24 protein-coding genes and 1 riboswitch are annotated in these 26,620 nt (G+C 67.7%); of the genes, 15 read left to right on the forward strand and 9 right to left on the reverse strand.

All coding sequences use genetic code 11. The features are described from left to right. Window positions 1–2 precede the first annotated feature (2 nt). A complete protein-coding gene (locus tag ACNFIA_RS11895; protein ID WP_416785029.1) occupies window positions 3–1,220 on the forward strand; it encodes an acyl-CoA dehydrogenase family protein in 1,218 nt (405 codons plus the stop codon). A 137-nt stretch (window positions 1,221–1,357) separates the two neighbouring features. Here the strand turns inward: ACNFIA_RS11895 and ACNFIA_RS11900 are convergent, their stop codons facing one another. The 4 genes from ACNFIA_RS11900 to ACNFIA_RS11915 form a co-directional block, all read right to left on the reverse strand. Further along, window positions 1,358–2,269: a metal ABC transporter ATPase gene (locus tag ACNFIA_RS11900; protein ID WP_416785031.1), complete on the reverse strand. Its 912-nt coding sequence runs from the start codon at window positions 2,267–2,269 to the stop codon at window positions 1,358–1,360. Window positions 2,270–2,585: 316 nt separating this feature from the next. After that, window positions 2,586–3,389, reverse strand: coding sequence for an aldo/keto reductase (locus ACNFIA_RS11905; RefSeq protein ID WP_416785033.1), 804 nt, complete (start codon window positions 3,387–3,389; stop codon window positions 2,586–2,588). Beyond that, window positions 3,386–4,561 (reverse strand): NAD(P)/FAD-dependent oxidoreductase, encoded by a 1,176-nt coding sequence (locus tag ACNFIA_RS11910; protein WP_416785035.1) that lies wholly within the window; start codon window positions 4,559–4,561, stop codon window positions 3,386–3,388. The genes ACNFIA_RS11905 and ACNFIA_RS11910 overlap by 4 nt, the downstream gene beginning before the upstream one ends. Before the next feature lie 156 nt (window positions 4,562–4,717). Then, a complete protein-coding gene (locus ACNFIA_RS11915; protein ID WP_416785037.1) occupies window positions 4,718–5,050 on the reverse strand; it encodes a DMT family transporter in 333 nt (110 codons plus the stop codon). 135 nt (window positions 5,051–5,185) lie between these two features. Here ACNFIA_RS11915 and ACNFIA_RS11920 point away from each other — a divergent pair, with 135 nt between their 5' ends. Together ACNFIA_RS11920 and waaA are read left to right on the forward strand one after the other, a co-directional pair. Next, window positions 5,186–6,070 carry a LysR family transcriptional regulator gene (locus ACNFIA_RS11920; RefSeq protein WP_259757698.1) on the forward strand — a complete coding sequence of 295 codons (885 nt, stop codon included), beginning with the start codon at window positions 5,186–5,188 and terminating at the stop codon, window positions 6,068–6,070. A gap of 276 nt (window positions 6,071–6,346) precedes the next feature. Beyond that, on the forward strand, window positions 6,347–7,618 hold the full coding sequence (gene waaA, locus ACNFIA_RS11925) for a lipid IV(A) 3-deoxy-D-manno-octulosonic acid transferase (protein ID WP_416785039.1): 1,272 nt from the start codon (window positions 6,347–6,349) through the stop codon (window positions 7,616–7,618). 220 nt (window positions 7,619–7,838) lie between these two features. Here waaA and ACNFIA_RS11930 read toward each other — a convergent pair whose 3' ends face one another. From ACNFIA_RS11930 to ACNFIA_RS11940, 3 genes are all read right to left on the reverse strand, one after another. Further along, window positions 7,839–8,432 (reverse strand): helix-turn-helix domain-containing protein, encoded by a 594-nt coding sequence (locus ACNFIA_RS11930; RefSeq protein WP_416785041.1) that lies wholly within the window; start codon window positions 8,430–8,432, stop codon window positions 7,839–7,841. A 208-nt stretch (window positions 8,433–8,640) separates the two neighbouring features. Beyond that, a complete protein-coding gene (locus tag ACNFIA_RS11935) occupies window positions 8,641–10,590 on the reverse strand; it encodes an FAD-dependent oxidoreductase (RefSeq protein ID WP_416785043.1) in 1,950 nt (649 codons plus the stop codon). Window positions 10,591–10,660: 70 nt separating this feature from the next. Continuing rightward, window positions 10,661–11,011 carry an ethanolamine utilization protein EutQ gene (locus ACNFIA_RS11940; protein WP_416785045.1) on the reverse strand — a complete coding sequence of 117 codons (351 nt, stop codon included), beginning with the start codon at window positions 11,009–11,011 and terminating at the stop codon, window positions 10,661–10,663. A gap of 334 nt (window positions 11,012–11,345) precedes the next feature. On the opposite strand from ACNFIA_RS11940, the gene ACNFIA_RS11945 reads away from it, so the two are divergent. From ACNFIA_RS11945 to ACNFIA_RS11955, 3 genes are all read left to right on the forward strand, one after another. Beyond that, window positions 11,346–12,419 (forward strand): ABC transporter substrate-binding protein, encoded by a 1,074-nt coding sequence (locus ACNFIA_RS11945; RefSeq protein WP_416785047.1) that lies wholly within the window; start codon window positions 11,346–11,348, stop codon window positions 12,417–12,419. Window positions 12,420–12,476: 57 nt separating this feature from the next. Further along, window positions 12,477–13,265, forward strand: coding sequence for a class II aldolase/adducin family protein (locus tag ACNFIA_RS11950; RefSeq protein ID WP_259757688.1), 789 nt, complete (start codon window positions 12,477–12,479; stop codon window positions 13,263–13,265). A gap of 330 nt (window positions 13,266–13,595) precedes the next feature. Beyond that, entirely contained in the window at window positions 13,596–13,910 is a 315-nt protein-coding gene (locus ACNFIA_RS11955) for a hypothetical protein (RefSeq protein ID WP_416785049.1), read from the forward strand. A 172-nt stretch (window positions 13,911–14,082) separates the two neighbouring features. On the opposite strand, the gene ACNFIA_RS11960 is transcribed toward ACNFIA_RS11955, so the two are convergent. Beyond that, window positions 14,083–15,537, reverse strand: coding sequence for a TolC family outer membrane protein (locus ACNFIA_RS11960; protein ID WP_259757687.1), 1,455 nt, complete (start codon window positions 15,535–15,537; stop codon window positions 14,083–14,085). Between the two features lie 173 nt (window positions 15,538–15,710). After that, window positions 15,711–15,818: riboswitch (TPP riboswitch) on the forward strand. A gap of 111 nt (window positions 15,819–15,929) precedes the next feature. Between ACNFIA_RS11960 and thiC the strand changes: the two genes are divergently transcribed. Then, complete coding sequence (thiC, locus tag ACNFIA_RS11965; protein WP_416785051.1) at window positions 15,930–17,810, forward strand: phosphomethylpyrimidine synthase ThiC; 1,881 nt, start codon at window positions 15,930–15,932, stop codon at window positions 17,808–17,810. A 154-nt stretch (window positions 17,811–17,964) separates the two neighbouring features. After that, window positions 17,965–19,248 (forward strand): putative hydroxymethylpyrimidine transporter CytX, encoded by a 1,284-nt coding sequence (cytX, locus tag ACNFIA_RS11970; RefSeq protein ID WP_416785434.1) that lies wholly within the window; start codon window positions 17,965–17,967, stop codon window positions 19,246–19,248. Window positions 19,249–19,431: 183 nt separating this feature from the next. Here the strand turns inward: cytX and ACNFIA_RS11975 are convergent, their stop codons facing one another. Further along, window positions 19,432–20,184, reverse strand: a complete 753-nt coding sequence (locus ACNFIA_RS11975; protein WP_259757684.1) for an RsiV family protein — start codon at window positions 20,182–20,184, stop codon at window positions 19,432–19,434. 215 nt (window positions 20,185–20,399) lie between these two features. Between ACNFIA_RS11975 and ACNFIA_RS11980 the strand changes: the two genes are divergently transcribed. From ACNFIA_RS11980 to ACNFIA_RS12010, 7 genes are all read left to right on the forward strand, one after another. Further along, entirely contained in the window at window positions 20,400–21,017 is a 618-nt protein-coding gene (locus ACNFIA_RS11980; RefSeq protein WP_259757683.1) for an NUDIX domain-containing protein, read from the forward strand. Next, the gene (locus tag ACNFIA_RS11985) at window positions 21,008–21,466 is read left to right on the forward strand and encodes a DUF1249 domain-containing protein (RefSeq protein ID WP_259757681.1); all 459 of its coding nucleotides are present in this window, start codon (window positions 21,008–21,010) and stop codon (window positions 21,464–21,466) included. The genes ACNFIA_RS11980 and ACNFIA_RS11985 overlap by 10 nt, the downstream gene beginning before the upstream one ends. 170 nt (window positions 21,467–21,636) lie before the next feature. Beyond that, window positions 21,637–22,446, forward strand: a complete 810-nt coding sequence (gene cpdA / locus ACNFIA_RS11990; protein ID WP_259757680.1) for a 3',5'-cyclic-AMP phosphodiesterase — start codon at window positions 21,637–21,639, stop codon at window positions 22,444–22,446. 75 nt (window positions 22,447–22,521) lie between these two features. Continuing rightward, window positions 22,522–23,151 (forward strand): YqiA/YcfP family alpha/beta fold hydrolase, encoded by a 630-nt coding sequence (locus ACNFIA_RS11995; RefSeq protein WP_416785054.1) that lies wholly within the window; start codon window positions 22,522–22,524, stop codon window positions 23,149–23,151. 11 nt (window positions 23,152–23,162) lie between these two features. After that, window positions 23,163–25,058: a DNA topoisomerase IV subunit B gene (gene parE, locus ACNFIA_RS12000; protein WP_416785056.1), complete on the forward strand. Its 1,896-nt coding sequence runs from the start codon at window positions 23,163–23,165 to the stop codon at window positions 25,056–25,058. Then, window positions 25,058–26,098, forward strand: coding sequence for an esterase-like activity of phytase family protein (locus tag ACNFIA_RS12005; RefSeq protein ID WP_259757677.1), 1,041 nt, complete (start codon window positions 25,058–25,060; stop codon window positions 26,096–26,098). Before parE ends, ACNFIA_RS12005 begins: the two co-directional genes overlap by 1 nt. Continuing rightward, window positions 26,095–26,619 carry a retropepsin-like aspartic protease family protein gene (locus ACNFIA_RS12010; RefSeq protein WP_259757676.1) on the forward strand — a complete coding sequence of 175 codons (525 nt, stop codon included), beginning with the start codon at window positions 26,095–26,097 and terminating at the stop codon, window positions 26,617–26,619. Before ACNFIA_RS12005 ends, ACNFIA_RS12010 begins: the two co-directional genes overlap by 4 nt. Window position 26,620 lies beyond the last annotated feature (1 nt).

The following is a 26,620-nucleotide window of genomic DNA, read 5'->3' on the forward strand; positions in this document are numbered from 1 at the left end:
GCATGTACCTCGAGACGCCGAAGAAACTCCGCACCCTGCAGAACCAGGCCCGCCAGGTGGCGGAGAACTACCTGCGGCCGATTTCGCGCAAGTACGACAAGGCCGAGCACGCCTACCCCAAGGAGCTGGACCTGCTGGCCGCGCTGCTGGACGGCATGAATGCCGGCTCGCCGGATGCCGTGGGCGCCACCTCGGCCAGCAAGCGCAAGGCTGGCGCAGAACAGGGCGCAGAGCAGGGCGTGAAGAACGGCGGCAACCTCTCCGCCTGCCTGGGCGTGATGGAAATGTGCTGGGGCGACACCGGCCTGTTGCTGGCCATGCCGCGCCAGGGATTGGGCAACGCCGCCATCGCCGCGGTAGCCAATGAGGAGCAGCTCAAGCGCTTCGCCGGCACCTGGGCGGCCATGGCCATCACCGAGCCGGGGTGCGGCTCGGACTCGGCGGCGATCCGCACCACCGCCACCCGCGATGGCGATCACTATGTGCTCAATGGCGAGAAGATCTTCGTCACCTCCGGCGCCCGCGCCGATGCGGTGGTGGTCTGGGCGACCCTGGACAAGAGCCTGGGCCGCGCGGCGATCAAGTCCTTCGTGGTGGAGAAGGGCACGCCGGGCATGACCGTCACCCGCCTGGAGAAGAAGCTCGGCATCAAGGCCTCGGACACCGCCTCCATCAGCTTCAGCGACTGCCGCGTGCCGGCCGCCAACCTGCTGGGCAATGCCGAGATCGACGTGCAGAAGGGCTTTGCCGGGGTGATGGAAACCTTCGACAACACCCGCCCGCTGGTGGCTGCCATGGCGATCGGCGTGGCCAAGGCCTCGCTGGATCGCACCCGCGAACTGCTGAAGAAGGCCGGCTGCCGCTTCGACTATCGCCAGCCGCTGCTGAGCGCCAGCCACGCCGAAGCCACGTTGTACCGGCTGGAAGCCGAATGGGAGGCCGCGCGCCTGCTGACGCTGAAGGCGGCGTGGATGGCCGACAACCGCCTGCCCAACTCCAAGGAGGCGTCCATCGCCAAGGCCAAGGCCGGGCGGGTGGCCAATGAGGTGACGCTGAAATGCGTCGAGCTGGCCGGCGCACTGGGTTATGGGGAGGAGGAACTGCTGGAGAAGTGGGCGCGGGATTCGAAGATCCTCGACATCTTCGAAGGTACCCAGCAGATCCAGTTGCTGATCGTGGCGCGGCGGCTGCTGGGCAAGAGTTCCAGTCAGTTGAAGTGACGGCGGTGCTTTTCGTAGGAGCGAGCTTGCTCGCGAACCGCCCAATGTTGGCATTGGCCGGTCGATCTGGTTCGCGAGCAAGCTCGCTCCTACAGGGTCGCTCCGACCATCAACGTGGCCGGTTCAAATCGGCGGAGTCAGGCCGTGCGCCGCCCGCTGCCGGCATTGCCGGCGGCGGGCGGCCACTGCTCCATCCATTCGCGGAAGCGGATGCGTTCCTCGCGCACGAGCCAGCCGTCCTGGCTGGCGAAGCTCTCCGACAGCCACAGGCCGCGGGTACTCGCCTTGCACAGTTCGCCCTTGCTCAGGGTGAACAGCTCGCCGGTCGGTTGCCCGTGCTCCAGCGGCAGCAGGTAGATGTCCGGGCGGCGACGGTCCAGCCGCGCCACCAGCGGGCCGCTTTCGAGTTTCTCGTCGACGTGGAACAGGCTCACCTCGCGGGCGTCCTTGGGCAGCTCCATGCGCAGGTCGTAGACCAGCTGCAGCGACGCCGTCGGCAGGTGCACGTACGCCTGCGGGCGCTCCAGCAGGCGCAGCGCGCCGGCCTGCACCGGGCGCGAGGCGCCGGACAGCGGGGTGAGGGAGAAGTGGCTGCTCTCGCGGTAGCGCAGGATGCCCTCGTAGGGCGTCGGCAGCCAGGTGTCGCCGAAGCGCCCGCCGAGCCAGCCGTCGGCGGTTTCCACCAGGCATTCCTCAGCCACTTCCTGGATCGCCGTGAGCAGCGGCAGGTTCAGTTCGTGAGCCGGCACGTAGCCGGAGATCAGCTTGAGCACCGTGTCGCCACGGTCTTCGCGCCGCTGGCGCACCAGGATCCAGTGGTCGCGGCCCTGATAGTTCAGGGTCAGTCGCACCGACACGCCGAGGTTGGCCAGTTCGGCGGTGAAGCGCTCGGTCTCGTCGATCTCGATGGGGCGACGCTTTTCCAGGACCTGGGCGAAGTTCAGGGGCTTGCCGAGGGTCTGGTAGGCGAGACCTTCCGGGCTGGCGTCCACCAGCAGCGGCAGGGTCTTGAAGGCGGTCGGGTCCTTGCGGGCGAGCGTACGGGGCATAGGGACTCCTTCTCGTACAGGGCGCCGGGTTGCGCTGGCGCGCCCTACCGTGGCAGGCGGCGCCGACGCGAACGCTGACCGTCCTGGGGACGGTCCGGCCGATCGTTCATAACGGGGTCGCTACAACCTGGACAGCCTGGCACCGATCCTGGTGCCATCGAAAATCAAAAGGATTTCCGGATTTTTCCCTGAAAGGTTTGGCGATTCCGAGGCTTTTGCGGGGGAATCGCCGGTTGGCGACAGTTTCTGTGCCCCGCGCATTTCATCGGGGGAGTTGGAGCATGGCACAGGAATGCGTAATCCACATGACCGCCGATCAGCGGTCGAGCACCTGGGCGGCGATCTCCACGTTGTGCGCCAGGTGCAGCGGATTGATGGTGCCGACGATGGCGCTGGCGACGCCCGGGTGCCCCAGCACCAGCTCGAAACTGGCGCGCACCGGGTCCACGCCCGGCGCGAGGGCGGCGTGTCCGCTGGCCAGGGCCTTCTTGATCAGGATGCCGCGGCCGACGGCCTGGGCATGGTCGATCACCGGTTTTTCCGCCTGCTCGTTGAGGTTGTAGGTGACCATCGCGCAATCGCCGCGCTCCAGCGCCAGCAGGCCGCCATCCGCCGTCTTGCCGGAGAAGCCGAAACCGCGGATCAGCCCTTCCTGCTTCAGTGCCTCCAGGGTCGCGTAGACCTCGGTGCCGCGCAGGATGTCCAGGTCATTGCCGTCCGAATGCACCAGCACCAGGTCGATGTAGTCGGTCTCCAGGCGCCGCAGGCTGCGTTCCACCGAGCGACGGGTGTGGGCGGCGCTGAAGTCGAACAGCGACTGGCCGCCGACGAACTCCTCGCCGGTCTTGCTGACGATCACCCACGCCTCGCGCTGGCCGCGCAGCAGTGGGCCAAGGCGTTCTTCGCTGCGCCCGTAGGCCGGGGCGGTGTCGATGAGGTTGATGCCCAGCTCGCGCGCCAGCGCGATCAGGTCGGCGGCCTCGCGGTCATCGGGGATGCGGAAGCCCTCGGGGTACTTCACGCCCTGGTCGCGGCCGAGCTTCACGGTGCCCAGGCCCAGGGGCGAAACGCTTAGGCCGGTGCCGCCCAGTGGGCGGTGCAGGTGATGCAGGGTCTTCATCCGAACAGTTCCTCCCACACCGGGCGGGCCATGGCCGGGCGCGGCAGGCTCGGCAGGGCGGCGTGCGCCTGCGGGCGGATGCCGCTCTTGTCCAGGGATTCGACGACGCGGTCGGCGAAGTTGGGTGCCAGGGCCAGCTTGGTCGGCCAGCCGACCAGCAGCGCGCCGTCCTCGGCGAGGAAGGCGCTGTCCGGGCGCAGCAGGTTGTTCTGCGAAGGCTCGGCGCGGTCCACGCGCAGGGTGGCCCAGCGGGCGGCGGAAAGGTCGATCCACGGCACCAGCTTGTGCAGCTCGCGCTGCGCCTCGGCGATCTGCTCGGCCTCGTTGCGCGCCACGCCGCCGGCTTCGGCGATGTCGCCGCCCAGGTACCAGACCCAGTCGCCATTGCTCAGCGGGTGGGTGGTGACGGTGACGCGGGGTTTCGGCCCGCCGCCCAGGCAGTGGGCGTACAGCGGTTTCAGCGTCGGCGCGGTGACCAGCACCATGTGCAGCGGGCGACGCTGCATCTCCGGGCGCTCCAGGCCCAGCTCGCGCAGCAGCGCCTCGTTGCCGGCGCCGGCGCTGAGCACCACGCGCTGGGCGCGGATGTCACGGCCGTCCACGCGCAGGCCGGCCAGGCTGTCGCCGTCGCGCAGGGCTTCGATGCGCTCGCCGGCCAGCAGGCTATCGCCGGCCAGTTCGGCCAGGCGGGCGATCAGGCTGGGCACGTCCAGCACCAGTTCGGTCAGGCGGTAGGCCTTGCCCTTGAAGGCCTTGTCCTGCAGCGCTGGCGGCAGGTCCGCACCTTTCACCTGGGCGACGCGGCTGCGCACCGCCTTGCTGGCGAAGAAGCTGGTGAGGTTGCCGGCCAGGCCACCGGGCGACCACAGGTAATGGGCATCGGAAAGCACGCGCACGCCGCGCAGGTCCACCTCGCCGGTACCGGCCAGGCAATCGCGCCACAGCGCCGGCATGTCGGCGATGGCTTCCGAGGCGCCGGTCAGCGCGCCGTGCAGCGCGTACTTGGTGCCGCCATGGATGATCCCCTGCGAGCGCAGGCTCTGCACGCCGCCCAGCGCGGTGCTCTCCACCAGCACGGTGGAAAAGCCGGCGCGCCGCAGGCGGGCATTGAGCCACAGGCCGGCGATGCCGCCGCCGACGATGAGGATGTCGGTGCTCAGGGATTCGGACATGAAAGCGCCTCGAGGGAAAACGAAGCGCGCAGTATAACGCCTGTCAGTCGCGGTAAACGTCTGCCGGCAGCGGTAGGAGCGAGCTTGCTCGCGAACCAGCCCCCGCAGCGGACGGTGTTCGCGAGCAAGCTCGCTCCTACAGGGAGAGGGCGCTGGTCAGTGGCCGGCGTTGCCGGAGAACAGCTGGATCACCACGACCCCGCTGACGATCAGGCCCATGCCGAGCAGGGCGGCGGTATCGAGCTTCTGCTGGTAGAGCACCAGCGCCGCCACGCTGACCAGCACGATGCCCAGCCCTGCCCAGATGGCGTAGGCGATCCCCACCGGGATGCTGCGCACCACCAGGGTCAGCATCCAGAAGGAAATGCCGTAGCCGACGATCACCAGCACCAGCGGCAGGGGCGTGGACAGGCCTTTCACCGACTTCAGCGAGGCGGTGGCGATGACTTCGGCAACGATGGCGATGGCGAGGTAGAGATAGCCGGGCATGGTAGGTCCTCCCCGTAAACGACGCGCCGCGCGGCGGCGAGTTGGTTGCGTTCGATTCTGCCGGCATTCTAGTCTCCTGGCTGATGGGATAAAGTCATTACCTATCTGTGATTGAGATAGGTTGCGGAGACGGCCATGCAGTGGAACCTGGACCAGTTGCGACTCTTCGTCAGCGTCGCCGATCAATCTTCCTTCTCGGCGGCCGCGCGGCAGTTGCAGCGCGTGCAATCGGCGGTGAGCTCGTCCATCGCGCTACTGGAGAGCGACCTGGGCGTGACCCTGTTCGAGCGCAGCAGCGGCCGCCAGCCGGTGCTGACCGCCGAGGGCAGGGCGCTGCTGGACGAGGCGCGCGAGGTGCTGCGCCAGTGCGAGCGCCTGGAAAGCCGTGCGCTGGCGCTGGTGCGCGGCACCGAACCGTTGCTGCGCCTGGCCCAGGACGAGGCGATGCCCTACCAGCCGGTGCTCTCCGGCCTGCAGGCGCTGGCGCGGGAATTCCCCACCCTGGAAGTGCAACTGGCCAGCGGCGCCCAGGGCGACGTGGCGCGCAAGCTGCTGGAGCGGCGCGCCGACCTCGGCCTGCTGTTCCACCACGAGGGCATGCCGGAGGCGCTGGAGCGCCAGCGCCTGGGCACCATCGAGATGGTCACCGTGTGCGGCGCCGGGCACGAGCTGGCGAAGCTGGACTATGCCGACCGCCGCGAATTGGCGCGGCATCGCCAGCTGCTGATGGCCCCGCAGGACAGCCACTACCCCGGCGGCGAACAAATCAGCCCGCTGGTGTGGCGCGCCGACAGCTTCTACGCCATGGCCGAACTGCTGATGCGCGACCTCGGCTGGGCGTGGCTGCCGACCCACGTGGCGCAGTACCCGGCTTATCAACCGCTGCTGGTGGAACTGGCCAGCGACTGGACGCCGCCGCCACTGGTGGTGGAACTGGTCTGGCGCCGCGATGAGCCGCTGGGGCCGGCGGCGCAGTGGTTGGGTGAGTGTTTTGCCGAACACCTTGCTTCGCCGGTGTGACGTCGTGCCAACCTGCTCTTCGTAGGAGCGAGCTTGCTCGCGAACCGGATTGATCTGCCATGCCGGCGCTGGGGCTGCGTAGGAGCGGACCTTGTCCGCGAAATCCCGGCGCAGTGCCACGACCATCGCGGATGAGATCCGCTCCTGCACGATCGGAAGGTGCCAATGGCCGCGCCGGTAGCAAGCGGTTCGCGAGCAAGCTCGCTCCTACCGACACGCGGCTGCACTCAGGATTGTGCGGCGACCCAGCCCGCTAATTTGCTACTCTCCGCCGCCATGAACCGGACCCTCTATACCCTGCTGTTCCACCTGGGCCTGCCGCTGGTCGCGCTGCGCCTGTTCCTGCGCTCGCGCAAGGCCCCGGCCTACGCCCGGCGCGTCGGCGAGCGCTTCGCCCTCGGCCTGCCGGCGCTCAAACCCGGCGGCATCTGGGTGCATGCGGTGTCGGTTGGCGAGAGCATCGCCGCCGCGCCGATGATCCGCGCGCTGATGCAGCGCCACCCCGATCTGCCGATCACCGTCACCTGCATGACGCCGACCGGCTCCGAGCGCATCCGCGCGCTGTTCGGCGAGCAGGTGCAGCACTGCTACCTGCCCTACGACCTGCCCTGGGCGGCGGCGCGCTTCCTCGACCGTGCGCGACCGGTGCTGGGTGTGATCATGGAAACCGAGCTGTGGCCGAACCACATCCACCAGTGCGCCAGGCGCGGCATTGCGGTGGCGCTGGCCAACGCGCGGCTGTCCGAGCGTTCGGCGCGCGGCTATGCGCGCTTCGCCGGGCTGACCCGGCCGATGCTGGAGGAGATGAGCTGGATCGCCGTGCAGACCGAAGCCGAAGCCGAGCGCTTTCGCCAGCTCGGCGCGCGTCCGGAACGGGTGAGCGTGACCGGCTCGATCAAGTTCGAGCTGACCATCGACCCCGAACTGCTGGCGCGCGCCGCTGACCTGCGCGACCAGTGGCAGGCGCGTCAGCGGTCGATCTGGATCGCCGCCAGCACCCACGCCGGCGAAGACGAAATCATCCTCGCCGCGCATCGCCAGTTGCTGGAGAAGCACCCGGACGCGCTGCTGATCCTGGTGCCGCGTCATCCGGAACGTTTCAACCCGATGGCCGAGCTGTGTACCCGCGAAGGCTTGCGCACCCTGCGCCGTTCCACCGGCGAACTGGTAACCGCCGATACCCAGGTATTGCTGGGCGACACCATGGGCGAGTTGCTGTTCCTCTACGCGCTGGCCGATGTCGCCTTCGTTGGCGGCAGCCTGGTGCCCAACGGCGGGCACAACCTGCTGGAGCCGGCGGCGCTGGGCAAGCCGGTGCTGTCCGGCCCGCACCTGTTCAACTTCCTGGAGATCGCCGCGCAATTGCGCGAGGTCGGCGCGCTGCGCGAAGTGGCGGACGCGCCGTCGCTGGCGGTGGCCGTGGCGGCGCTGTGGGATGAGCCGGCTTCGGCTGCGCGCATGGCCGAGGCGGGATTGGGTGTGATGAAGGCCAACCAGGGGGCGCTGGGGCGGTTGCTGGATGGGTTGGGGCGGTTGATCAAGGGTTGATCGGTTTCGGAGCAGGGGACTTCCCCTCTCCCTAACCCTCTCCCTGAAGGGAGAGGGGACTAGTCTGGCGCGGCATGCAATTCCGAGGCAGCCGGCTACCTTTCGCACCCATCTCCCAAGGAGCCTGTAGGAGCGAGCTTGCTCGCGAACCCACTTGGCGCCGAAGCCACCGAGGCCCCCGAAGAGCGTTCGCGAGCAAGCTCGCTCCTACAACCGCGCCTCAGAACGTCGGCGGCGTAATCACCCAGAGCACCACGGCATCCACGTCGCCGGGATTGCCATAACGGTGCGGCTCCTGGCTGGAGTAGCTGAAGCTGTCGCCTTCGTTGAGCACGAAATGGCGCTCGCCCACCCACAACTCGAACGTGCCGCTGAGCAGGTAGCCGGCTTCCTCGCCGTCGTGGCTGTAGCTCTGCTGGCTGTAGGCGCCCGGCGGGAAGCGCGAGTGGAGGATTTCCAGCTGGCGGCTGGGCTGCGGGCTGAGCAGTTCGTCGACGATACCGTCTTCGTAATGCACGCTGGTGCGCGCGTTGCGCCGCACCACGTAGCCGGCGTCGGTCGGGTCGACCTGCACTTCGCTGGCGAAGAACCACTGGATGGTCACGCCCAGGCTGCGGGCGATGTTGAACAGCGCCGGGATCGACGGGTAGGCCAGGTTGCGTTCCAGCTGGCTGATGTAGCCGGCGGTCAGCCCGCTCTGCTCGGCCAGCTCCGCCAGGGTCATGCCGCGCCGCTTGCGCAGGCCGCGGATGCGGGTGCCAAGGAACTGCGCTTCGGCGTTGGCGGGGGCTTCCTGCGGGGCTTTGCGGCTCATGCGGCGAGGGTCCTGGCGATGTTCGTCGTGGGGCATTCTAAACAATGCGCCGGCTGTATGGACCGTTGCTCTTCGTAGGAGCGAGCTTGCTCGCGAACGATTCGTCCGGCGACTTCGGTGCTGGGCAATTCGCGAGCAAGCTCGCTCCTACAAAAGAGCGGCTCAGGCGCACGCCGGGAAAATTGGAGCGGCTCAGCTCAACCGCGCCTCAAATCGCCCAGCCCGCCTTGAGGCCCTCGTAGATCGCTTCCTCCGCCGTGCGCGGCGCCAGGCAGTCGCCGATGCGGCGCACCTCGGCGAGGTCGGCGATCTCGTCGGCCAGTTCGTCCACCGGCTGGTGGCCCTGGCAGAGCACCAGGGTGTCGATGCCTTCCACCAGCATCGGCTCGCCGCTGGCGGTGTGCTGCAGGTAGACGGTGCTGTCGTCGACGCCGTACAGGCGGGCGTAGGGGGTGATGCTGATGCCCAGGCGGTGCAGCTCGCCAGCCAGGTGGTCGCGCACGTAGAGCGGCAGGTTTTCGCCGACGTGGGTGCCGTTCACCGCCAGCTGTACCTGGTGCCCCTCGCGCACCAGGCGCTCGGCGATGCCGGGGGCGATCCAGTCGGCGCGCCAGTCGGTGACCAGCACCGAGCGCCCGATCTTTACCTCGCCGCGCAGCACCTGCCAGGCGTCCACCACCTGCAGGTCGCCGGCCTCTTCATAGGGCGGGCGATAGGGCGTGGCGCCGGTGGCGACGATGACCACGTCGGGGCGCTCCTGCTCGACCAGCGCGCGGTCGACGCGGGTGTTGCGGCGCACGTCGACGCCGGCCAGTTGCATCTCCCGTTGCAGGTTGGTGGAGGCGCCGCCGAACTCCGCGCGGCGCGGTAGCAACTGGGCGAGGTTGACCTGGCCGCCGAGCTGGGCGCTGGCTTCGCAGAGGGTGACCTCATGGCCGCGCTGGGCCGCCACGGCGGCGGCCTTCATGCCGGCCGGCCCGCCGCCGACCACCAGCACGCGCTTGCGCAGGGCGGCCATCTGGCGTTCGGCGTAGATCAGCTCGCGGCCGGTTTCCGGGTGCTGGATGCAGGAGATCGGGTAGCCCCGGTGGAAGTGGCCGATGCACGCCTGGTTGCAGGCGATGCAGGCGCGCACGTCCTCGACATGGCCGCTTTCGGTCTTGCTCGGCATCTGCGGGTCGCAGATCAGCGCGCGGGTCATGCCGCAGACGTCGGCCTGGCCACGGGCGACGATCAGCTCCGCCTCCTGCGGCTGGTTGATGCGCCCGGTGAGGAACAGCGGAATCTCCAGGCTGTGCTTGAAGGTGCCGGCTTCGCTGGCCAGGTAGGCCGCCTCGATGGCCATGGGCGGGACGATGTGAATGGCGCCGCCCAGCGATGCCGAGGTGCCGGCGACGATGTGCACGTAGTCCAGCTGGTTCTGCAGGGACTTCACCGCCTGCAGCGATTCGTCCTCGGTGAGGCCTTCCGGGTCGCGCTCATCGGCGGAGATGCGCAGGCCGATGATGAAGTCCTCGTCGGTGGCCGCGCGCACGGCGGCGATCACTTCGCGGGTGAAGCGCAGGCGCGCGTCGAGGTCGCCGTTGTAGCCGTCGCCGCGGCGGTTCACCCGCGGGTTGAGGAACTGCGCCGGCAGGTAGCCGTGGCTGGCGACTACTTCCACGCCGTCGATGCCGGCGCTGTGCAGGCGGCGCGCGGCGTCGGCGTAGCCCTGGACGATCTCGTCGATCATCGCCTGGCTCAGCTCGCGGGGCATCACCCGGAAGCGTTCGTTGGGCGAGGCGGATGGCGCATAGGCCACGGCCAGCAGACCGTCGCTGGATTCCATGATCTCCCGGCCGGGGTGGAAGACCTGGGACAGCACCACGGTGCCTTCGGCATGGCACGCCTCGGCGATGCGCCGGTAGCCGGGAATGCATGCGTCATCGGTGGCCATCAGCACGTGGGAGGTGTAGCGGGCGCTATCGTGCACGCCGGCGACCTGCAGCACGATCAGGCCGACGCCGCCCTTGGCGCGGGCGGTGTGATAGGCCACCAGCTGGTCATTGACCAGGTTGTCGGTGGGCATCGAGGTGTCGTGCCCGGTGGACATGATGCGGTTCTTCAGCACCTTGCCGCGGATGCGCAGCGGGCTGAACAGGTGGGGAAACTGGCTCATCGGGCAACTCCGGATTCTTGTTGTGGTGCAGCGGGTGGTGCGGTGTCGAGGCGTAGGCAGCCAATCGAATTCAGGCGTTGCGCGCCTGCCAATCCACCGGATAGAGCGCGTAGAAGACGGTGGCTCGCTCGCCTTCGTAGGCCAGCGGCGTGCGTTCGGGAACCCAGATCACGTCGCCCGGCCTGGCGTCGATCACCCGGTCGGCCAGGCGCAGGCGGAAGTGGCCGTCCAGCACCACGATCAGCTCGTCGTAGAGCACCGTCCACTCGATGGACACGCCGTCGAAGCGTGCCAGGCCCGCGCCCATGGTCTGGCTGTCCGCCGGGCCGATCAGCCGGCAGATGGCGGCGCGCTCGATGTCTTGCCCGCCGTAGGACTGGAACTGCAAGGCGGCCTGCTGGAAGTGATGGACCTGGGACACGGGGACTTCTCCTGATGCGGAAAATGTTGTTTAAGTTGTGGCTATAGAAATTTACCGGTAGTAAAAAATCAACTTGTTTTTTTAAAAGTGACTGGGTAGTTTCAATCCCGCCCCGGGACCCTCCGGGGTCACCGCGAGGAGCTCCACAACAACTACAAGAGGAGAGGCGCATGAACCGTTTCGCACGGTCCCCCCTCGCCGGGCGGGTTCACCCGCTGGCAATCGATCCATCGCTGCCCTGTCTGTCTTGCTCCGTGGTTCCGGCGCGCCCGTCCTGCGTGTGTGCGGCCATTGCGGCCGCGCCCGCTGCCACCTACGACCGGGGGTATGCCCGATGACTGTCCACCGCAACACCTGCCGCACGCGTTCCTTCCTCAAGACCACCCTCTCGCCGCTGCTGCTCGCCCTCGGGCTGTGCGGCGGCGTCGTCCAGGCCGCCGAGAACATGGTGGTGGTCGGCTATGGCGGCGCCGGCCAGAAGGCCCAGGACGCGGCGTTCTTCCAGCCCTTCAGCCGGCAGTCCGGCGTTGGCGTGACGCAGACCGAGTACAACGGCGAAATGGCCCGCATCAAGGTGATGGCCGACACCGGCCACGCCGACTGGGACGTGGTGCAGATTGAGGGCCCGGACCTGGCGCGGGGCTGCGATGAGGGATTGTTCGTGCCGCTGGACTGGCAGCAGATCGGCGGCAAGGACCAGCTCATCCCCAATGCCGCCAAGGACTGCGGCTCGGCGGCCCTGGTGTGGGGCGTGGCGATCGCCTACGACGCCGACAAGCTCAAGCCGGCGCCGCAATCCTGGGCGGATTTCTGGGACCTGCAGAAATTCCCCGGCAAGCGCGGCCTGCGCAAGCGCGCCATCTACAACCTGGAGTTCGCCCTGATGGCCGACGGCGTCAAGCCGGCGGACGTGTACAAGGAACTGGGCACCAAGGCCGGTGTGGACCGCGCCTTCGCCAAGCTCAACCAGATCAAGCCCTACGTGCAGTGGTGGGAGGCCGGCGCGCAACCGGCGCAGTGGCTGGCCGCCGGTGACGTGGTGATGACCACCACCTACACCGGGCGCATCGCCGACGCCTACAAGAGCGGGCGCAATCTGCAGCTGGTCTGGCCGGGCAGCCTGTACGGCATGGACTACTGGGCGATCATCAAGGGCTCGCAGCACGTCGACGCGGCGAAGCGCTTCATCGCCTTCGCCAACCAGCCGGACGCCCAGGTCGACTACGTGAAGCACATTGCGTATGGTCCGACCAACAAGCAGGCCGCCGAACGCCTGCCGTCCGACATCGCCGGCTGGGTGCCGACCTCCACGCAGAACCTGCCCCAGGGCCTGGCGATGGACGACGAGTTCTGGGTCGACCACGGCGAGGAGCTGGAAGAGCGCTTCAACGCCTGGGCCGCGCAATGACGATGACGCCGGGGCCTGCGGGCCCCGGCGTCTCTTTGCCTTGAGGAGACGTGCACCATGACATCGCTGCAGGCGCCCAGCCGCGCTACCTGTTCACCCGAGGAATGGACGCTGCGCGAGGAGCTGGCGGCCTGCTACCGGCTGATCGCCCACTTCCGCATGACCGACCTGATCTTCACCCACATCTCGGTGCGCATCCCCGGTCCCGAACACCATTTCCTGATCAACCCCTATGGCCTCATGTTCGATGAGATCACCGCGTCGAGCCTGGTGAAGATCGACCTCCACGGCCACGCGGTGGAGCCGACACCGTACAAGGTCAACCCGGCCGGTTTCGTCATCCACAGCGCCATCCATGCCGCCCGCGAGGACGCGCAGTGCGTGCTGCACACCCATACCCGCGCCGGCTGCGCGGTGGCGGCGCAGGCCTGTGGGCTGCTGCCGCTGAACCAGATCTCCCTGGAGTTCTACGGGCGCCTGGGCTACCACGACTACGAAGGCATCGCGCTGTCGCTGGATGAGCAGCAGCGCCTGGTGCGTGACCTGGGCGACCACTTCGGGCTCATGCTGCGCAACCACGGCCTGCTGACCGTGGGGCGGACGGTGCAGCAGGCATTCCTGCGCATGTATTACCTGGAGAAGGCGTGCGACATCCAGCTGGCGGCCCAGGCGGGCGGCGAACTGGTGATCCCCTCGGAGGAGGTGTGCCGCCACACCGAGCAGCAGTTCAATGCCCCGGCGCGGCCGCTGGCGGAAGGGGAGCTGAGCGACCCGGATGCTTACGAGCTGGCCTGGGCGGCGCTGCTGCGGATGCTGGATCGGGTGGCGCCGGGGTATCGGGAGTGATCGCCGCCTTCGGGCTGCGTTGCGGCGGAGCGGGCCATGCCCGCGATGGCGCGCGTGGCGTGCTGCTGCAGGTCGATGCCGTTGCTTGGGCAGGCGTAGGAGCAACTGTCTTCATCTGAAACCCCGTACTGGCTATTTCCCCTCTCCCTAACCCTCTCCCTGAAGGGAGAGGGGACTGGGCCGGCGCCGGCTGAAACTGTGGCGTCAGCCGGCTCGGATGGCTCCCTCTCCCTTCAGGGAGAGGGCGGGGGAGAGGGCGGGCCGGCACGATATCCCATGTAGGAGCGGACCTTGTCCGCGAAATCCCGCGCGGCGTGAACCGGGCTTCGCATGGAAACCAACCTCTTCGCCGAAAATGTAGCGCCGCGCTGTTTCCGGTTGTATGCGGATGCGTTGGGACGTCAGCTTGCATTTCTGCCGGGCGTTTCAGCGCCGCTTCGGTGTGCGCTGGAGGATTGGGTTTCGCCTCTCGGCGAGTCCCTTTTGGCAAACGACCCAAAAGGAACCAAAAGGTCTTGCCCCTCCATCCGGTTTTTCGCCCAGGCGAAAAATGCCCTCGCTGCAGCGCAGTTTCAGGGGCACGCCGTGACGGGCCATCCCTGGCCCATCACGGCTCTCGCGACATCCATGTCGCTCAACCCCTGAAACTCCGCTTCCACTCGGCCTCCTGAAAGGGGCGGTTCGGCGTGTGAGGGTGTTTTTCTGGAAGTCTCTGACGAGCCAGAGCAGAGCCAGAGCAAAAAACGAGTCGCTCGTTGTCGTTGGCGTGGCTCCAAAGAAAAAGCCCCGCATCGCGGGGCTTTTTCTTTGGGCTGGCTCAGTACTTCGAGCCGGCTTTGAGCTGGGCCTCGGCGGCCTTGGCCAGGTCGGGCGGCAGGAAGTCCTTGTCCGGGTTGTAGTCCGGCTTCAGGTAGCTGCCCAGCGCTTCCAGGTCGCTCGGCGCGAGGGTGCCGGCGGTCTGCTTCAGGCGCAGGTTGTCGAGGATGTAGTCGTAGCGGGTGTTGTTGTAGTCGCGCACCGAGTTGTACAGCGAACGCTGGGCGTCCAGTACGTCGACGATGTTGCGGGTACCGACCTGGTAGCCGATCTCGGTGGCTTCCAGCGAGCTCTGGTTGGAGATGATCGCCTGGCGACGCGCCTTCACCTGCTCGACGTCGGTGTTCACCGCGCGGTGCTGGTTGCGTGCGTCCTGCACCACCTGGCGGCGCTGGCTTTCGCGCAGCTGTTCGCTCTGGTTCAGGCGCTGGTAGGCCTCGCGTACCTGCGAGCTGGTCAGGCCGCCGCTGTAGATCGGCACGTTGAGCTGCAGGCCGATGCTGGTCTGGTCGACGTACTTGCCGTAGTGCGGGTCGCCCGGCGCGCCGGTGTTGGTGAAGCCCAGGGCATCGTTGTCGCCCTTCTGGTACTGGGCCACGGCGTCGACGGTCGGCAGGTGGCCGGCCTTGCGCTGGCGCAGGGTTTCTTCGGCGGCGTCCACCGCGTAGTTGCTGGCTTGCAGGCGCAGGTTCTGCTGCACCGAGGTGTCCACCCAGGCCTTGGCGTCATTGGGCATCGGCGCCACCACCGGCAGCGAGTGGAGGATGCCCTCGATGGCGCTGTACTCGCGGTTGGTCAGGGTCACCAGGGCCTGGAAGGCGTCATCCACCTGCTGCTCGGCCACCAGGCGGTTGGCCCGCGCGGTGTCGTAGCTGGCCTGGGATTCGAGCACGTCGGTCTTGTCGGACAGGCCGACGTCGAAGCGTTCGTTGGACTGGTCGAGCTGGCGCTTGAACGCCGCTTCCTCGGCCTTGCTGGCTGCCAGGTTGTCCTGGGCGCGCAGCACGCCGAAATAGGTCTCGGCGGTTTGCAGGATCAGTTGCTGCTGGGTCGCGGAGAATTCCAGCTGGGCCTGTTCGGTGGTGTTTTCCGCGGCCTTGAGCTGGAACCAGCGATCCGCGCGGAACAACGGCTGGCTCAGGCTCGCCTGCACCAGCTGGGTGTTGCGGTTCAGCGTGGCGCTCGGGGTGTCCAGGGCGGTGCGGGTCGTCCCGGTGCTGGCGCCTGCGTTGATCTGCGGCAGCAGGCCGGAGCGTGCCTGGGGGACGGCTTCCTTGCGCGCCAGGTAATCGGCCTGGGCGGCGGCGAGGTCGGCGTTGTTGTCGACGGCGTCCTTGTAGACGCTGATCAGGTCCGTCTTGGTGGGCAGCGAGGGGGCGGCCGGGGTGGGCTGTGCAGCCCAGGCAAAGCCTGTCGTTGCGGCTACAGCGACAGCCAGAGAGAGTCTGCGCAGCATTCGTTCATCCTGGAAAGTGATGCGAGGTGGGGCAAGGCTACGGTTGCCGCCGGGTGGCGGTCAAGGCACGTTCGTACGAGCCTTCCGAGGCAGCAGTGTAGCTGGCTGCAGGCAAGTGCGTGATTTCGGCCGAGCGGCGTTGGCTTATCCGGGCGCACTTGATTAGACTGCGGACGTTCTTGTCGGGGTGCCCCATTGCGAGGGGCTGAGATCGGATAGTTCCGGATCCCGTTGAACCTGATCGGGTTAAGACCCGCGTAGGGAACAAGAAGTACGCATCCCGCGGCGCATTCCGCCCCGGCCCCAGCCCTTCCCGGGATGCGTCCCTTCGCTGCGGCAAGCAGCTCCTCTCGTCCCAGGTTCTCCCCGGCAATCACCCCAGGAGAGCCAGGATGAGCACCCAGAAAAACAACGTCACCCGCCTTGAACAGCTCGACCGCCAGTCGACCCAGCCCTTTCCGAATTCGAAGAAGGTCTACCTGACCGGCTCGCGCCCGGACATCCGCGTCCCCGTGCGGGAAATCTCCCTCGCCGACACTCCCACCGCCTTCGGCGGCGAGAAGAACGCCCCGGTGATGGTCTACGACACCTCCGGCCCCTACACCGACCCTGACGTGCGCATCGACCTGCGCAAGGGCCTGCCGGACGTGCGCTCGCGCTGGATCGACGAGCGCGGCGACACCGAGATCCTCCCCGGCCTGACCTCCGAGTTCGGCCAGTCGCGCCTGGCCGACCCCAGCCTCGATGCCCTGCGCTTCGCCCATGTGCGCACCCCGCGCCGGGCCAAGGCCGGGAAGAACGTCACGCAGATGCACTACGCGCGCCAGGGCATCATCACGCCCGAGATGGAATACATCGCCATCCGCGAAAACATGAAGCTGCAGGAGGCCCGCGCCGCCGGCCTGCTGGACGCCCAGCACGCGGGGCAGAGCTTCGGCGCCAGCATTCCCCAGGAGATCACCCCCGAGTTCGTCCGCCAGGAAGTCGCCCGCGGCCGCGCGATCATCCCGGCGAACATCAACCACACCGAACTGGAACCGATGATCATCGGCCGCAACTTCCTGGTGAAGATCAACGGCAACATCGGCAACAGCGCGCTGGGCTCCTCCATCGAGGAAGAAGTGGAGAAGCTCACCTGGGGCATCCGCTGGGGCGCCGACACGGTGATGGACCTGTCCACCGGCAAGCACATCCACGAGACCCGCGAGTGGATCCTGCGCAACAGCCCGGTGCCCATCGGCACCGTGCCGATCTACCAGGCGCTGGAGAAGGTGGGCGGCATCGCCGAGGACCTGACCTGGGAAATCTTCCGCGACACCCTGATCGAACAGGCCGAGCAGGGCGTGGACTACTTCACCATCCACGCCGGCGTGCTGCTGCGCTACGTGCCGCTGACCGCCAAGCGCGTCACCGGCATCGTTTCGCGCGGCGGCTCGATCATGGCCAAGTGGTGCCTGGCGCATCACCAGGAGAATTTCCTCTACACCCACTTCGAGGAAATCTGCGAAATCATGAAGGCCTACGACGTCAGCTTCTCGCTGGGCGACGGCCTGCGTCCGGGCTCGGTGGCCGACGCCAACGACGCCGCGCAGTTCGGCGAACTGGAGACCCTGGGCGAGCTGACCCGCATCGCCTGGAAGCACGACGTCCAGGTGCTGATCGAAGGCCCCGGCCACGTGCCGATGCACCTGATCAAGGAAAACATGGACAAGCAGCTGGAGTGCTGCGACGAGGCGCCGTTCTACACCCTCGGCCCGCTGACCACCGACATCGCGCCCGGTTACGACCACATCACCTCCGGCATCGGCGCGGCGATGATCGGCTGGTACGGCTGCGCCATGCTCTGCTACGTCACGCCCAAGGAACACCTGGGCCTGCCGAACAAGGATGACGTGAAGACCGGCATCATCACCTACAAGATCGCCGCCCACGCCGCCGACCTCGCCAAGGGCCACCCCGGCGCGCAGATCCGCGACAACGCGCTGTCCAAGGCGCGCTTCGAGTTCCGTTGGGAAGACCAGTTCAACCTCGGCCTGGACCCGGACACCGCCCGCGCCTTCCATGACGAGACGCTGCCGAAAGACTCGGCCAAGGTGGCGCACTTCTGCTCCATGTGCGGGCCGAAGTTCTGCTCCATGAAGATCACCCAGGAAGTCCGCGACTACGCCAAGGAAAACGGCCTGACCGACGAGCAGAAGGCCATCGAGGCCGGCTTCCAGGAACAGGCCGCGCGCTTCAAGGACGAAGGCTCGGTGATCTACAAGCAGGTGTGACCGGTATCCCCATCCTCACCCTCGAGGGTGGGTTACCTGTAGGAGCGAGCTTGCTCGCGAACCGTGCCACCCGGCGGTTCCGCTGCCGGGCTGTTCGCGAGCAAGCTCGTTCCTACGAAAGACAAACAAAAACCAACCACTGAGTCCTGCACCCATCGTGACCACCATCGACTATTCACCGACCACCGCCGTGGGCAGCGCCCAGCGTGTGCTCGGCCTGCGCGACCTGTTCTCCCTCTGGTTCTCCCTGGGCATCGGCCTGATGGTGCTGCAGACCGGCGCCCTGCTGGCGCCGGGCCTGGGCCTGGCCGGCGCGCTCGGCGCGATCCTGCTCGGTACCCTGGTCGGCGTCCTGCTGCTGGCCAGCGCCGGGGTGATCGGCACCGACACGGGCCTGTCCGCCATGGCCTCGCTCAAGCTCAGCCTGGGCAGCCACGGCGCCGCGCTGCCGGCGCTGCTCAACCTGTTGCAGCTGATCGGCTGGGGCGCCTTCGAGATCATCGTCATGCGCGACGCCGCCAGCCTGCTGGCAGGCCGCGCCTTCGGCGAAGGCAGCGCCTGGACCAGCCCGGCTGCGTGGACCCTGGTGTTCGGCGCGCTGGCAACCCTGCTGGCGGTCGCCGGCCCGCTCGCCTTCGTGCGCCGGGTACTGCGTCGCTGGGGCATCTGGCTGCTGCTTGCCGCGTGCGTCTGGCTGACCTTCGACCTGTTCAGGCGTGCCGACCTGGCCGCGCTCTGGGCCAGGGCCGGCGACGGTTCGATGCCGTTCGCCGTGGGCTTCGACATCGCCATTGCCATGCCGCTGTCCTGGCTGCCGCTGATCGCCGACTACTCGCGCTTCGGCAAGCGCGCCGGGCAGACCTTCGCCGGCGCGGCGTTGGGCTTCTTCATCGGCTGCTTCTGGCTGATGGGCCTGGGCGTGGCCTACACCCTGGCGTTCGCCCAGGGCAGTGACGCCAACGCCCTGCTGCTGGCGCTGGCCGGCGCCGGCATGGGCATCCCGCTGCTGCTGATCCTGCTGGACGAATCGGAGAAGGCCTTCGCCGACATCCACTCGGCGGCGGTCTCCAGCGGCATCCTGCTGCCGCTCAAGGTCGAACAGCTGGCCCTGGCCATCGGCGTGATCTGCACCCTGATCGCCTGGTTCGCGCCGCTGGCGGAGTACCAGAACTTCCTGCTGCTGATCGGCTCGGTGTTCGCGCCGCTGTTCGGCGTGGTGCTGGTCGACCACTTCGTGCTGCGCCGCCGCGCGCCGGCTGCCATTCCCCACTGCCTGCGCTGGGGCTCGCTGCTGGCCTGGGCGGGCGGCGTGGTGGTGTATCACCTGCTGGCGAACTACCAGCCGGACCTGGGCGCGACCCTGCCGGCGCTGGTGGTGGCGGCTGTGTTGCAACTGCTGCTGGGGCGTGTGGGTGCCAAGGTACCGGCCTCGGCGTGAGGCTGTTCGCGGGCAAGCTCGTTCCTACAAAAAACGTTGCGCCTGTAGGAGCGAGCTTGCTCGCGAACCCGCCCAATGCCGGCGTTGCCGGCCGATCGCGGATGAATCCGCTCCTACGGCGTGCCGAGCCCTGGCGTAGGAGCGGACTCCGTCCGCGATGGCTCTGGCTGTTCTGATCGACACTTACTGCGCCCCGCGCCCCGGGAAGTAATAGGTCTTCACGATGCCGTTCAGCCGCGGGTAGGGAATCTTCAGCTCCGGGTGGCCGACCGAGTGCGGGGCGATGCGGTCGATGTCGTACTTGAGCGTCAGCGCGCCGAAGGTCAGGGCGAAGTGCTCGGTCGGCTGGAACGGCCAGTCCCTGGAGAAATTCGGGTCCTGCTCGTCCAGCTTGTTCTGCAGAATCCACGCCTGGTGCGCCATGCGCGCCACCTTCCAGAAGTTGTCCTCCTGGCCGGGCAGGAGAATGTCCTGCAGGGTGAGCACCTTGTGGATACGTCGATCATAATTGATGAACGCGCGGCCAGGCTGGCCGTACTCGCCGCCGGTGAAGCGATAGCTGGACAGCTCGATGATCACCAGACCGTCATGCTGTTCGCGGATCTTGGCTTGCAGGTAGGAACTCCAGCCGGGCTGGGCCGAATCGAGGAAGCGCTTCTCGTAGACGTCCAGGCTCGCCGGTGCCGCGCCATCGCCCTCGCGGGCCAGTCGCAGCAGTTGCGTGGTGATCGCTTCGTTGAGCGCCGGCTCGTCGTCGAAGCTGACGGTATCGAGGTTGAACAGCGGGCATTGCTCGCCCTGGCAACCCGGCTTGGGGTGCTCGAACGCGGTGTGGCGCGCGCTCAGCGGTTCGTCGAGCGAGGGCTTGAACAGACCCTGGCACGCCCCCAGTAACAGGCAGATGCTGCCCAGGGCGGCAAGTTTCAGAAGTCGCATGGGAATCCTTGTCGTTGACGTTCGCCGGCAATGGAGTGGTTCGACCGCCGTCGGCGCTGCCGGTTCGGCGGCAGATTATGAACCACTTTGCGAACCACGGCTGCGTGCGGCGGTCACAGCCAGCCTGGCTGTCCGCCTGCGGGCGAAAGAGGCTGCGTCGCCCTCGGCGGCGCGATAGGATGGCGCGAAGTTCAACGCACAGTGAGTAGGACGGGATGTCGGAAACGTTCAAACCAGGTCCCCAGGACATCGAGATCCAGGAGCGCGAACAGTGCTTCAAGGGTTTCTATAAGGTCGACCGCCTGCGCCTGCGGCATCGCCAGTTCGCCGGCGGCATGGGCCCGCTGCTGACCCGCGAGCTGTTCGTGCGCCACGATGCGGTGTGCGTGCTGCCCTATGATCCGCAGCGCGATGAGGTGGTGCTGATCGAGCAGTTCCGCGTCGGCGCCATGGATGCCGGGGTTAACCCTTGGCTGATGGAGCTGGTCGCCGGGCTGATCGACAAGGACGAGGAGCCCGAGGAAGTCGCCCGCCGCGAAGCGGTGGAAGAAGCCGGCCTGACCCTCGGCGCGCTGTGGCCGATCGCCCAGTACCTGCCGTCGCCGGGCGGCAGCAACGAACTGGTGCACCTGTTCGTCGGGCGCTGCGACAGCAGCGGCGCGTCGGGCGTCCACGGGCTGGAGGAGGAGGGCGAGGACATCCGTGTCCACGTCATGCCGTTCGAGGAAGCCCTGCAGGCCGTGCGTGACGGTCGCATCAACAACGCGGCGAGCATGATCGCGCTGCAATGGCTGGCGCTCAACCGCGCCGAGGTAAGGGGGTTATGGGTGTGAATCTGCTGCGCGAGCGCTATCGCGTCGACCTGGCGGGGTTGCAGGCGACCTGCGAGGCGAACTACTTGCGCCTGATGCGCCTGTTGCCCGAGATGCGCGACACCCAGGTCTCGCGCCGCGTGGCGCTCAGCGAAGGCGAGCGGCTGCTCGGCGTGCTGGCGCTGGACGTGGTCGAAGCCTGTCCCTACACCACCGTGCTGCAGGTGCGCCAGGAGCTGGGCCTGCCCTGGCTGCCGGCGCCCAAGCTGGAAGTGCGGGTGTACCACGACGCGCGCATGGCCGAAGTGGTCGGCGCCGAGCAGGCGCGCCGCCTGCTGGCGATCTACCCCTACCCGAACCAGGCGATGCACCAGCCCGACGAGAAGAACCAGCTCAACCAGTTCCTCGGCGAATGGCTGAGCCACTGCCTGGCCTGCGGTCACGAACTGGAGCCGGTGCTGCAGCGCTGAAATCGCCATGAGCGCGCTGCGCCATGGTGGCACCATGCTATCCTGCCCGCCCATCGCAGACTCGTGTCCCTAACTGTGATCTGTGACGCTTTCCCGGTTTGCCCAGCGGGGCGCCTGTCACCATACTCCGTCACGACTTCCCGCACGCCCGCCTCACAGGAGAAGGCGCATTGCCCACCCAGCCCACCGCTTCCGATTCCGTCCTGGTCGTCCAGCTTTCCGACAGCCACCTGTTTGCCGAAGAGAACGGCCGGCTGCTGGGCATGGACACCGCCGACAGCCTGAGCCAGGTGGTGCGCCTGGTCGGCGAGGAGCAGCCGGCGATCGACCTGGTGCTGGCCACGGGCGACCTCTCCCAGGATGGCTCGGTCGAGTCGTATGAGCGCTTCCGCGCCCTGACCGCGCCGATCGCCGCGCCAACGCGCTGGTTCCCCGGCAACCACGACGAAATGGGGCCGATGCGCGAAGCCGCCGCCGGTAGCGACCTGCTCGACCCGGTGATCGACCTGGGGCCCTGGCGGGTGATCCTGCTGGACTCCACCATTCCCGGCGCAGTGCCCGGGCAGGTGAGCGACGAACAGGTCGAGCTGCTGGAAAACGCCATCCAGGCCGCGCCGGACAAGCATCTGCTGATCAGCTTCCATCATCACCCGGTGCCCATCGGCAGCCGGTGGATGGACCGCATCGGCATCCACAATCCGGAAAAACTCTTCGCCGTGCTGGACCGCTACCCGAACGTGCGCTGCCTGCTCTGGGGGCACGTCCACCAGGAGATCGACCGCCTGCGCGGTGACGTGCGCCTGCTGGCGTCGCCGTCCACCTGCGTGCAGTTCACCCCCGGCAGCGAGGACTTCTGCGTCGACAGCCCGGCACCGGGTTACCGCTGGCTGCGGCTGATGCCCGATGGCAGCGTGCAGACGGGTGTATCGCGAGTGACCGACATTGCCTTCGAAGTCGACTACAGCATCAAGGGCTATTGATCGGTCACGCTTGGAACGCCTTGCGACGCTGACCCACTTGCGGCATGCCACTTGCAGCTTGTAGCCTCCCGGCCCATGACCGCATTCCTCTATATCCACGGATTCAACAGCTCGCCCGGCTCGCAGAAGGCCCGCCAGTTCACGGCGGCCCTGCAGCGCCTGGGCCTGGCCGACCAACTGCGCCTGCCCGCATTGCACCATCACCCGCGCAAGGCCATGGCGCAGCTGGAATCCGCTGTTGCCGAACTGGGCCAGCCGCTGCTGATCGGCAGCTCCCTGGGCGGCTACTACGCGACCTACCTGGCCGAGCGTCATGGCCTGAAGGCCGTGCTGATCAACCCGGCCGTGGCGCCGCACCGGCTGTTCGACGGCCAGCTCGGCGCGCAGACCAACTATTACAGCGGCGAGACCTGGGAACTGACCCTGGACCACGTCGCCGCGCTGGCGGAGCTGGAAGTGCCGCCGCCCACCGACGGCTCGCGCTACCAGGTGTGGCTGCAGACCGCCGACGAAACCCTCGACTACCGCGCCGCCGAGCGCTATTACCGGGCCGCGGCGCTGCGCATTGAGTCCGGTGGCGACCACGGCTTCCAGCGCTTCGTCAGCCATGTGCCGGCGCTGCTGGCCTTTGCCGGCGTGCCGTCCAGCCAGTGGCGCGACGTCGACTTCTCCGAATTTGAAGCCATCACCTCTTCGACTGATTAAGCAGGAACTCCATGGCCCAGCAGAACGCCTATAACGCAGACGCCATCGAGGTTCTCTCCGGCCTCGATCCGGTGCGCAAGCGCCCGGGCATGTACACCGACACCACCCGCCCCAACCACCTGGCCCAGGAAGTCATCGACAACAGCGTCGACGAAGCCCTCGCCGGCCACGCCAAGAGCGTGCAGGTGATCCTCCACGAGGACAACTCGCTGGAAGTGATCGACGACGGCCGCGGCATGCCGGTGGACATCCACCCCGAAGAGGGCGTGCCCGGCGTCGAACTGATCCTCACCAAGCTGCACGCCGGCGGCAAGTTCTCCAACAAGAACTACCAGTTCTCCGGCGGCCTGCACGGCGTCGGCATCTCGGTGGTGAACGCGCTGTCGACCACGGTCGAGGTGCGGGTCAAGCGCGACGGCAACGAATACCGCATGACCTTCGCCGACGGCTTCAAGTCCAGCGACCTGGAAGTGATCGGCACCGTCGGCAAGCGCAACACCGGCACCAGCGTGCACTTCTGGCCGGACGCCAAGTACTTCGACTCGCACAAGTTCTCCGTCAGCCGCCTCAAGCACGTGCTCAAGGCCAAGGCCGTGCTCTGCCCCGGCCTGCTGGTGAGCTTCGAGGACAAGTCCAGCGGCGAGCGCATCGAATGGCATTACGAGGACGGCCTGCGTTCCTACCTGGTCGATTCCGTCTCCGAGAATATCCGCCTGCCCGACGAGCCGTTCTGCGGCGCGCTGGCCGGCAACAAGGAAGCGGTGGACTGGGCCCTGCTGTGGCTGCCCGAGGGCGGCGAATCGCTGCAGGAAAGCTACGTCAACCTGATTCCCACCGCCCAGGGCGGCACCCACGTCAACGGCCTGCGCCAGGGCCTGCTGGATGCGATGCGCGAGTTCTGCGAATTCCGCAACCTGCTGCCGCGCGGCGTGAAGCTGGCGCCGGAAGACGTCTGGGAGCGCATCGCCTTCGTCCTCTCGATGAAGATGCAGGAGCCGCAGTTCTCCGGCCAGACCAAGGAACGCCTGTCCTCTCGCGAGGCCGCCGCGTTCGTCTCCGGCGTGGTCAAGGACGCCTTCAGCCTGTGGCTCAACGCGCACCCCGAACTGGGCCTGCAACTGGCCGAACTGGCCATCAGCAACGCCGGCCGCCGCCTCAAGGCGGGCAAGAAGGTCGAGCGCAAGAAGATCACCCAGGGCCCGGCGCTGCCCGGCAAGCTGGCCGACTGCGCGGGGCAGGACCCGATGCGCGCCGAACTGTTCCTGGTGGAGGGCGACTCCGCCGGCGGCTCGGCCAAGCAGGCGCGGGACAAGGAATTCCAGGCGATCATGCCGCTGCGCGGGAAGATCCTGAACACCTGGGAAGTGGACGGCGGCGAAGTGCTCGCCAGCCAGGAAGTCCATGACATCGCCGTTGCCATCGGCGTCGACCCAGGCGCAGCGGACCTGACCCAGCTGCGCTACGGCAAGATCTGCATCCTCGCCGACGCCGACTCCGACGGCCTGCACATCGCCACGCTGCTGTGTGCGCTGTTCGTCCGCCACTTCCGCCCCCTGGTGGAAGCCGGCCACGTCTACGTCGCCATGCCGCCGCTGTTCCGTATCGACCTGGGCAAGGAAGTCTTCTACGCCCTGGACGAGGCCGAGCGCGACGGCATTCTCGACCGCCTGGCCGCCGAGAAGCGCCGTGGCAAACCGCAGGTCACCCGATTCAAGGGCCTGGGCGAGATGAATCCGCCGCAGCTGCGCGAAACCACCATGGACCCGAATACCCGCCGCCTGGTCCAGCTGACCCTGGAAGACGCCGACGGCACCGTGGAAATCATGGACATGCTGCTGGCCAAGAAGCGCGCCGGCGACCGCAAGTCCTGGCTGGAAACCAAGGGCAACCTGGCGGACATCGCCTGATGCGCTGGTTGCTGGCCTGCTCTGGCCTGATCGCGGGCCTGGCGCTTGCCGCCCAGGCGCCGGAGCCAGCGCCCAAGGCTTCGGCGGCGGTCGCGCCGACGACGGCGCCAGCCTCGCTGCAGTTCGTCACCGAGCACCCGGTGGAGGGCATGCCCAACGGCAACCTCTCGGGCCTCGCGCTGTGCGGCAACGAGATGTGGACGGTGTCCGACCGCGACGACGACCGCATCTATCGCCTGCTGATCGACGAGACGCCGGGCAAGGCCTGGCAGGCCACCGCCGAGCCCTTCGTCGTCCCTGGCACGCCGGAAAGCGGCCTGTCCTGGGGCGCCAAGGCGCGGGTCAGCGTCGGCGGCCTGCTGCGCGGCGGGGCGATGGATTTCGAAGGCATCACCTGCGACCAGGCGGGCAACCGCTATGTGGTCAGCGAAGGCTATGCCGCCGTCCTGCTGCTGCCCGCGGTCGGCGAGCCGAGCTGGCTGCCGCTGCCGCAGAACCTGCTGCGCCAGGCCCGCGCCAATGGACTGCTCATGGAGTTCAATGCGCTCTACGAAGGCATTGCCATCAGCGCCGACGGCAAGCAGCTCTGGCTGGCGGCCGAGCGTCAGCGCCGCGGCCTGCTCAAGGTGCGCAACGACAACGGCACCTGGAAGTGCGAGGGCAACTGCGTGATGCTCAGCGAAGGCGGCACCGCGCTGCCGCCGCCGGAGCTGGGCGCCGAGCGTGCGCTGCCGATCGATTTCTCCGACCTGGCGCTGTACAAGGACAAGCTGTTCACCCTGGAGCGCCTGGCGCACCAGATCTGTCGCCGCGACGTGAAGACCGGTGCGCAGGAGCTGTGCTGGTCCTTCGCCGCCGGGGCGCTGGCGCCCGAACGCCGCTACGACCTGCCCTATGGCGTCGCCGAAGCCCTGATCCTCGACGATGCGGGGGCCTGGATCGGCCTGGACAACGGCGAGCACGCCCGCGCCGACGGTGACGCGCGGCCTTACGTGCTGCGCTTCGCGGCGCCGGCCGGCGGTTGGCTGGGTGGCAAATGAACGACGCGGTGCCGGGCAGGCGGATCGGCAAGATCATGATGTTCCTCGCCTGGGGCGCGGGCATCCTGCTGGCCACCCGCTATTTCGGCGCCTGGGAAACCCGCCAGCACAACCCCAATCCGCAGCCGCAATCGACCCGCGGCGACGGTTACGTGGAAGTGCGGCTGATCGGCAATCGCGCCGGCCACTACGTGGTGGACGGCAAGATCGGCGGCGAGACGGTGACCTTCATGCTCGACACCGGCGCCACCCAGGTGGCCCTGCCGCAGCGCCTGGCCGACCGCCTCGGCCTGCCGCGCGGCTTGCCGGTGACCCTGGACACCGCCAACGGCCGCAGCCAGGGCTGGCGCACGCGCCTGCCCAGTCTGCAGCTTGGCGACATCCGCCTGACCGATGTGCCGGCGCTGATCGCGCCGGGCATGGAAGGCGACGAGGTGCTGCTCGGCATGAGCGCACTCAGACAACTGGATTTCACCCAGCAGGACGGCACCCTGGTGCTGCGCCAGCGATCTACACCGTGAG

It is taken from the genome of Pseudomonas sp. NY15437, assembly GCF_048068435.1.
Classification (GTDB): Bacteria; Pseudomonadota; Gammaproteobacteria; order Pseudomonadales; family Pseudomonadaceae; genus Pseudomonas; species Pseudomonas nitroreducens_B.

Coding starts and splice junctions, on each gene's coding strand:
- ACNFIA_RS11895 (WP_416785029.1), top strand. CDS start 3: ATGTACCTCGAGACGCCGAAGAAACTCCGCACCCTGCAGAACCAGGCC.
- ACNFIA_RS11900 (WP_416785031.1), bottom strand. CDS start 2,269: ATGCCCCGTACGCTCGCCCGCAAGGACCCGACCGCCTTCAAGACCCTG.
- ACNFIA_RS11905 (WP_416785033.1), bottom strand. CDS start 3,389: ATGAAGACCCTGCATCACCTGCACCGCCCACTGGGCGGCACCGGCCTA.
- ACNFIA_RS11910 (WP_416785035.1), bottom strand. CDS start 4,561: ATGTCCGAATCCCTGAGCACCGACATCCTCATCGTCGGCGGCGGCATC.
- ACNFIA_RS11915 (WP_416785037.1), bottom strand. CDS start 5,050: ATGCCCGGCTATCTCTACCTCGCCATCGCCATCGTTGCCGAAGTCATC.
- ACNFIA_RS11920 (WP_259757698.1), top strand. CDS start 5,186: ATGCAGTGGAACCTGGACCAGTTGCGACTCTTCGTCAGCGTCGCCGAT.
- waaA (WP_416785039.1), top strand. CDS start 6,347: ATGAACCGGACCCTCTATACCCTGCTGTTCCACCTGGGCCTGCCGCTG.
- ACNFIA_RS11930 (WP_416785041.1), bottom strand. CDS start 8,432: ATGAGCCGCAAAGCCCCGCAGGAAGCCCCCGCCAACGCCGAAGCGCAG.
- ACNFIA_RS11935 (WP_416785043.1), bottom strand. CDS start 10,590: ATGAGCCAGTTTCCCCACCTGTTCAGCCCGCTGCGCATCCGCGGCAAG.
- ACNFIA_RS11945 (WP_416785047.1), top strand. CDS start 11,346: ATGACTGTCCACCGCAACACCTGCCGCACGCGTTCCTTCCTCAAGACC.
- ACNFIA_RS11950 (WP_259757688.1), top strand. CDS start 12,477: ATGACATCGCTGCAGGCGCCCAGCCGCGCTACCTGTTCACCCGAGGAA.
- ACNFIA_RS11955 (WP_416785049.1), top strand. CDS start 13,596: ATGGAAACCAACCTCTTCGCCGAAAATGTAGCGCCGCGCTGTTTCCGG.
- ACNFIA_RS11960 (WP_259757687.1), bottom strand. CDS start 15,537: ATGCTGCGCAGACTCTCTCTGGCTGTCGCTGTAGCCGCAACGACAGGC.
- thiC (WP_416785051.1), top strand. CDS start 15,930: ATGAGCACCCAGAAAAACAACGTCACCCGCCTTGAACAGCTCGACCGC.
- ACNFIA_RS11975 (WP_259757684.1), bottom strand. CDS start 20,184: ATGCGACTTCTGAAACTTGCCGCCCTGGGCAGCATCTGCCTGTTACTG.
- ACNFIA_RS11980 (WP_259757683.1), top strand. CDS start 20,400: ATGTCGGAAACGTTCAAACCAGGTCCCCAGGACATCGAGATCCAGGAG.
- ACNFIA_RS11985 (WP_259757681.1), top strand. CDS start 21,008: ATGGGTGTGAATCTGCTGCGCGAGCGCTATCGCGTCGACCTGGCGGGG.
- ACNFIA_RS11995 (WP_416785054.1), top strand. CDS start 22,522: ATGACCGCATTCCTCTATATCCACGGATTCAACAGCTCGCCCGGCTCG.
- parE (WP_416785056.1), top strand. CDS start 23,163: ATGGCCCAGCAGAACGCCTATAACGCAGACGCCATCGAGGTTCTCTCC.
- ACNFIA_RS12005 (WP_259757677.1), top strand. CDS start 25,058: ATGCGCTGGTTGCTGGCCTGCTCTGGCCTGATCGCGGGCCTGGCGCTT.
- ACNFIA_RS12010 (WP_259757676.1), top strand. CDS start 26,095: ATGAACGACGCGGTGCCGGGCAGGCGGATCGGCAAGATCATGATGTTC.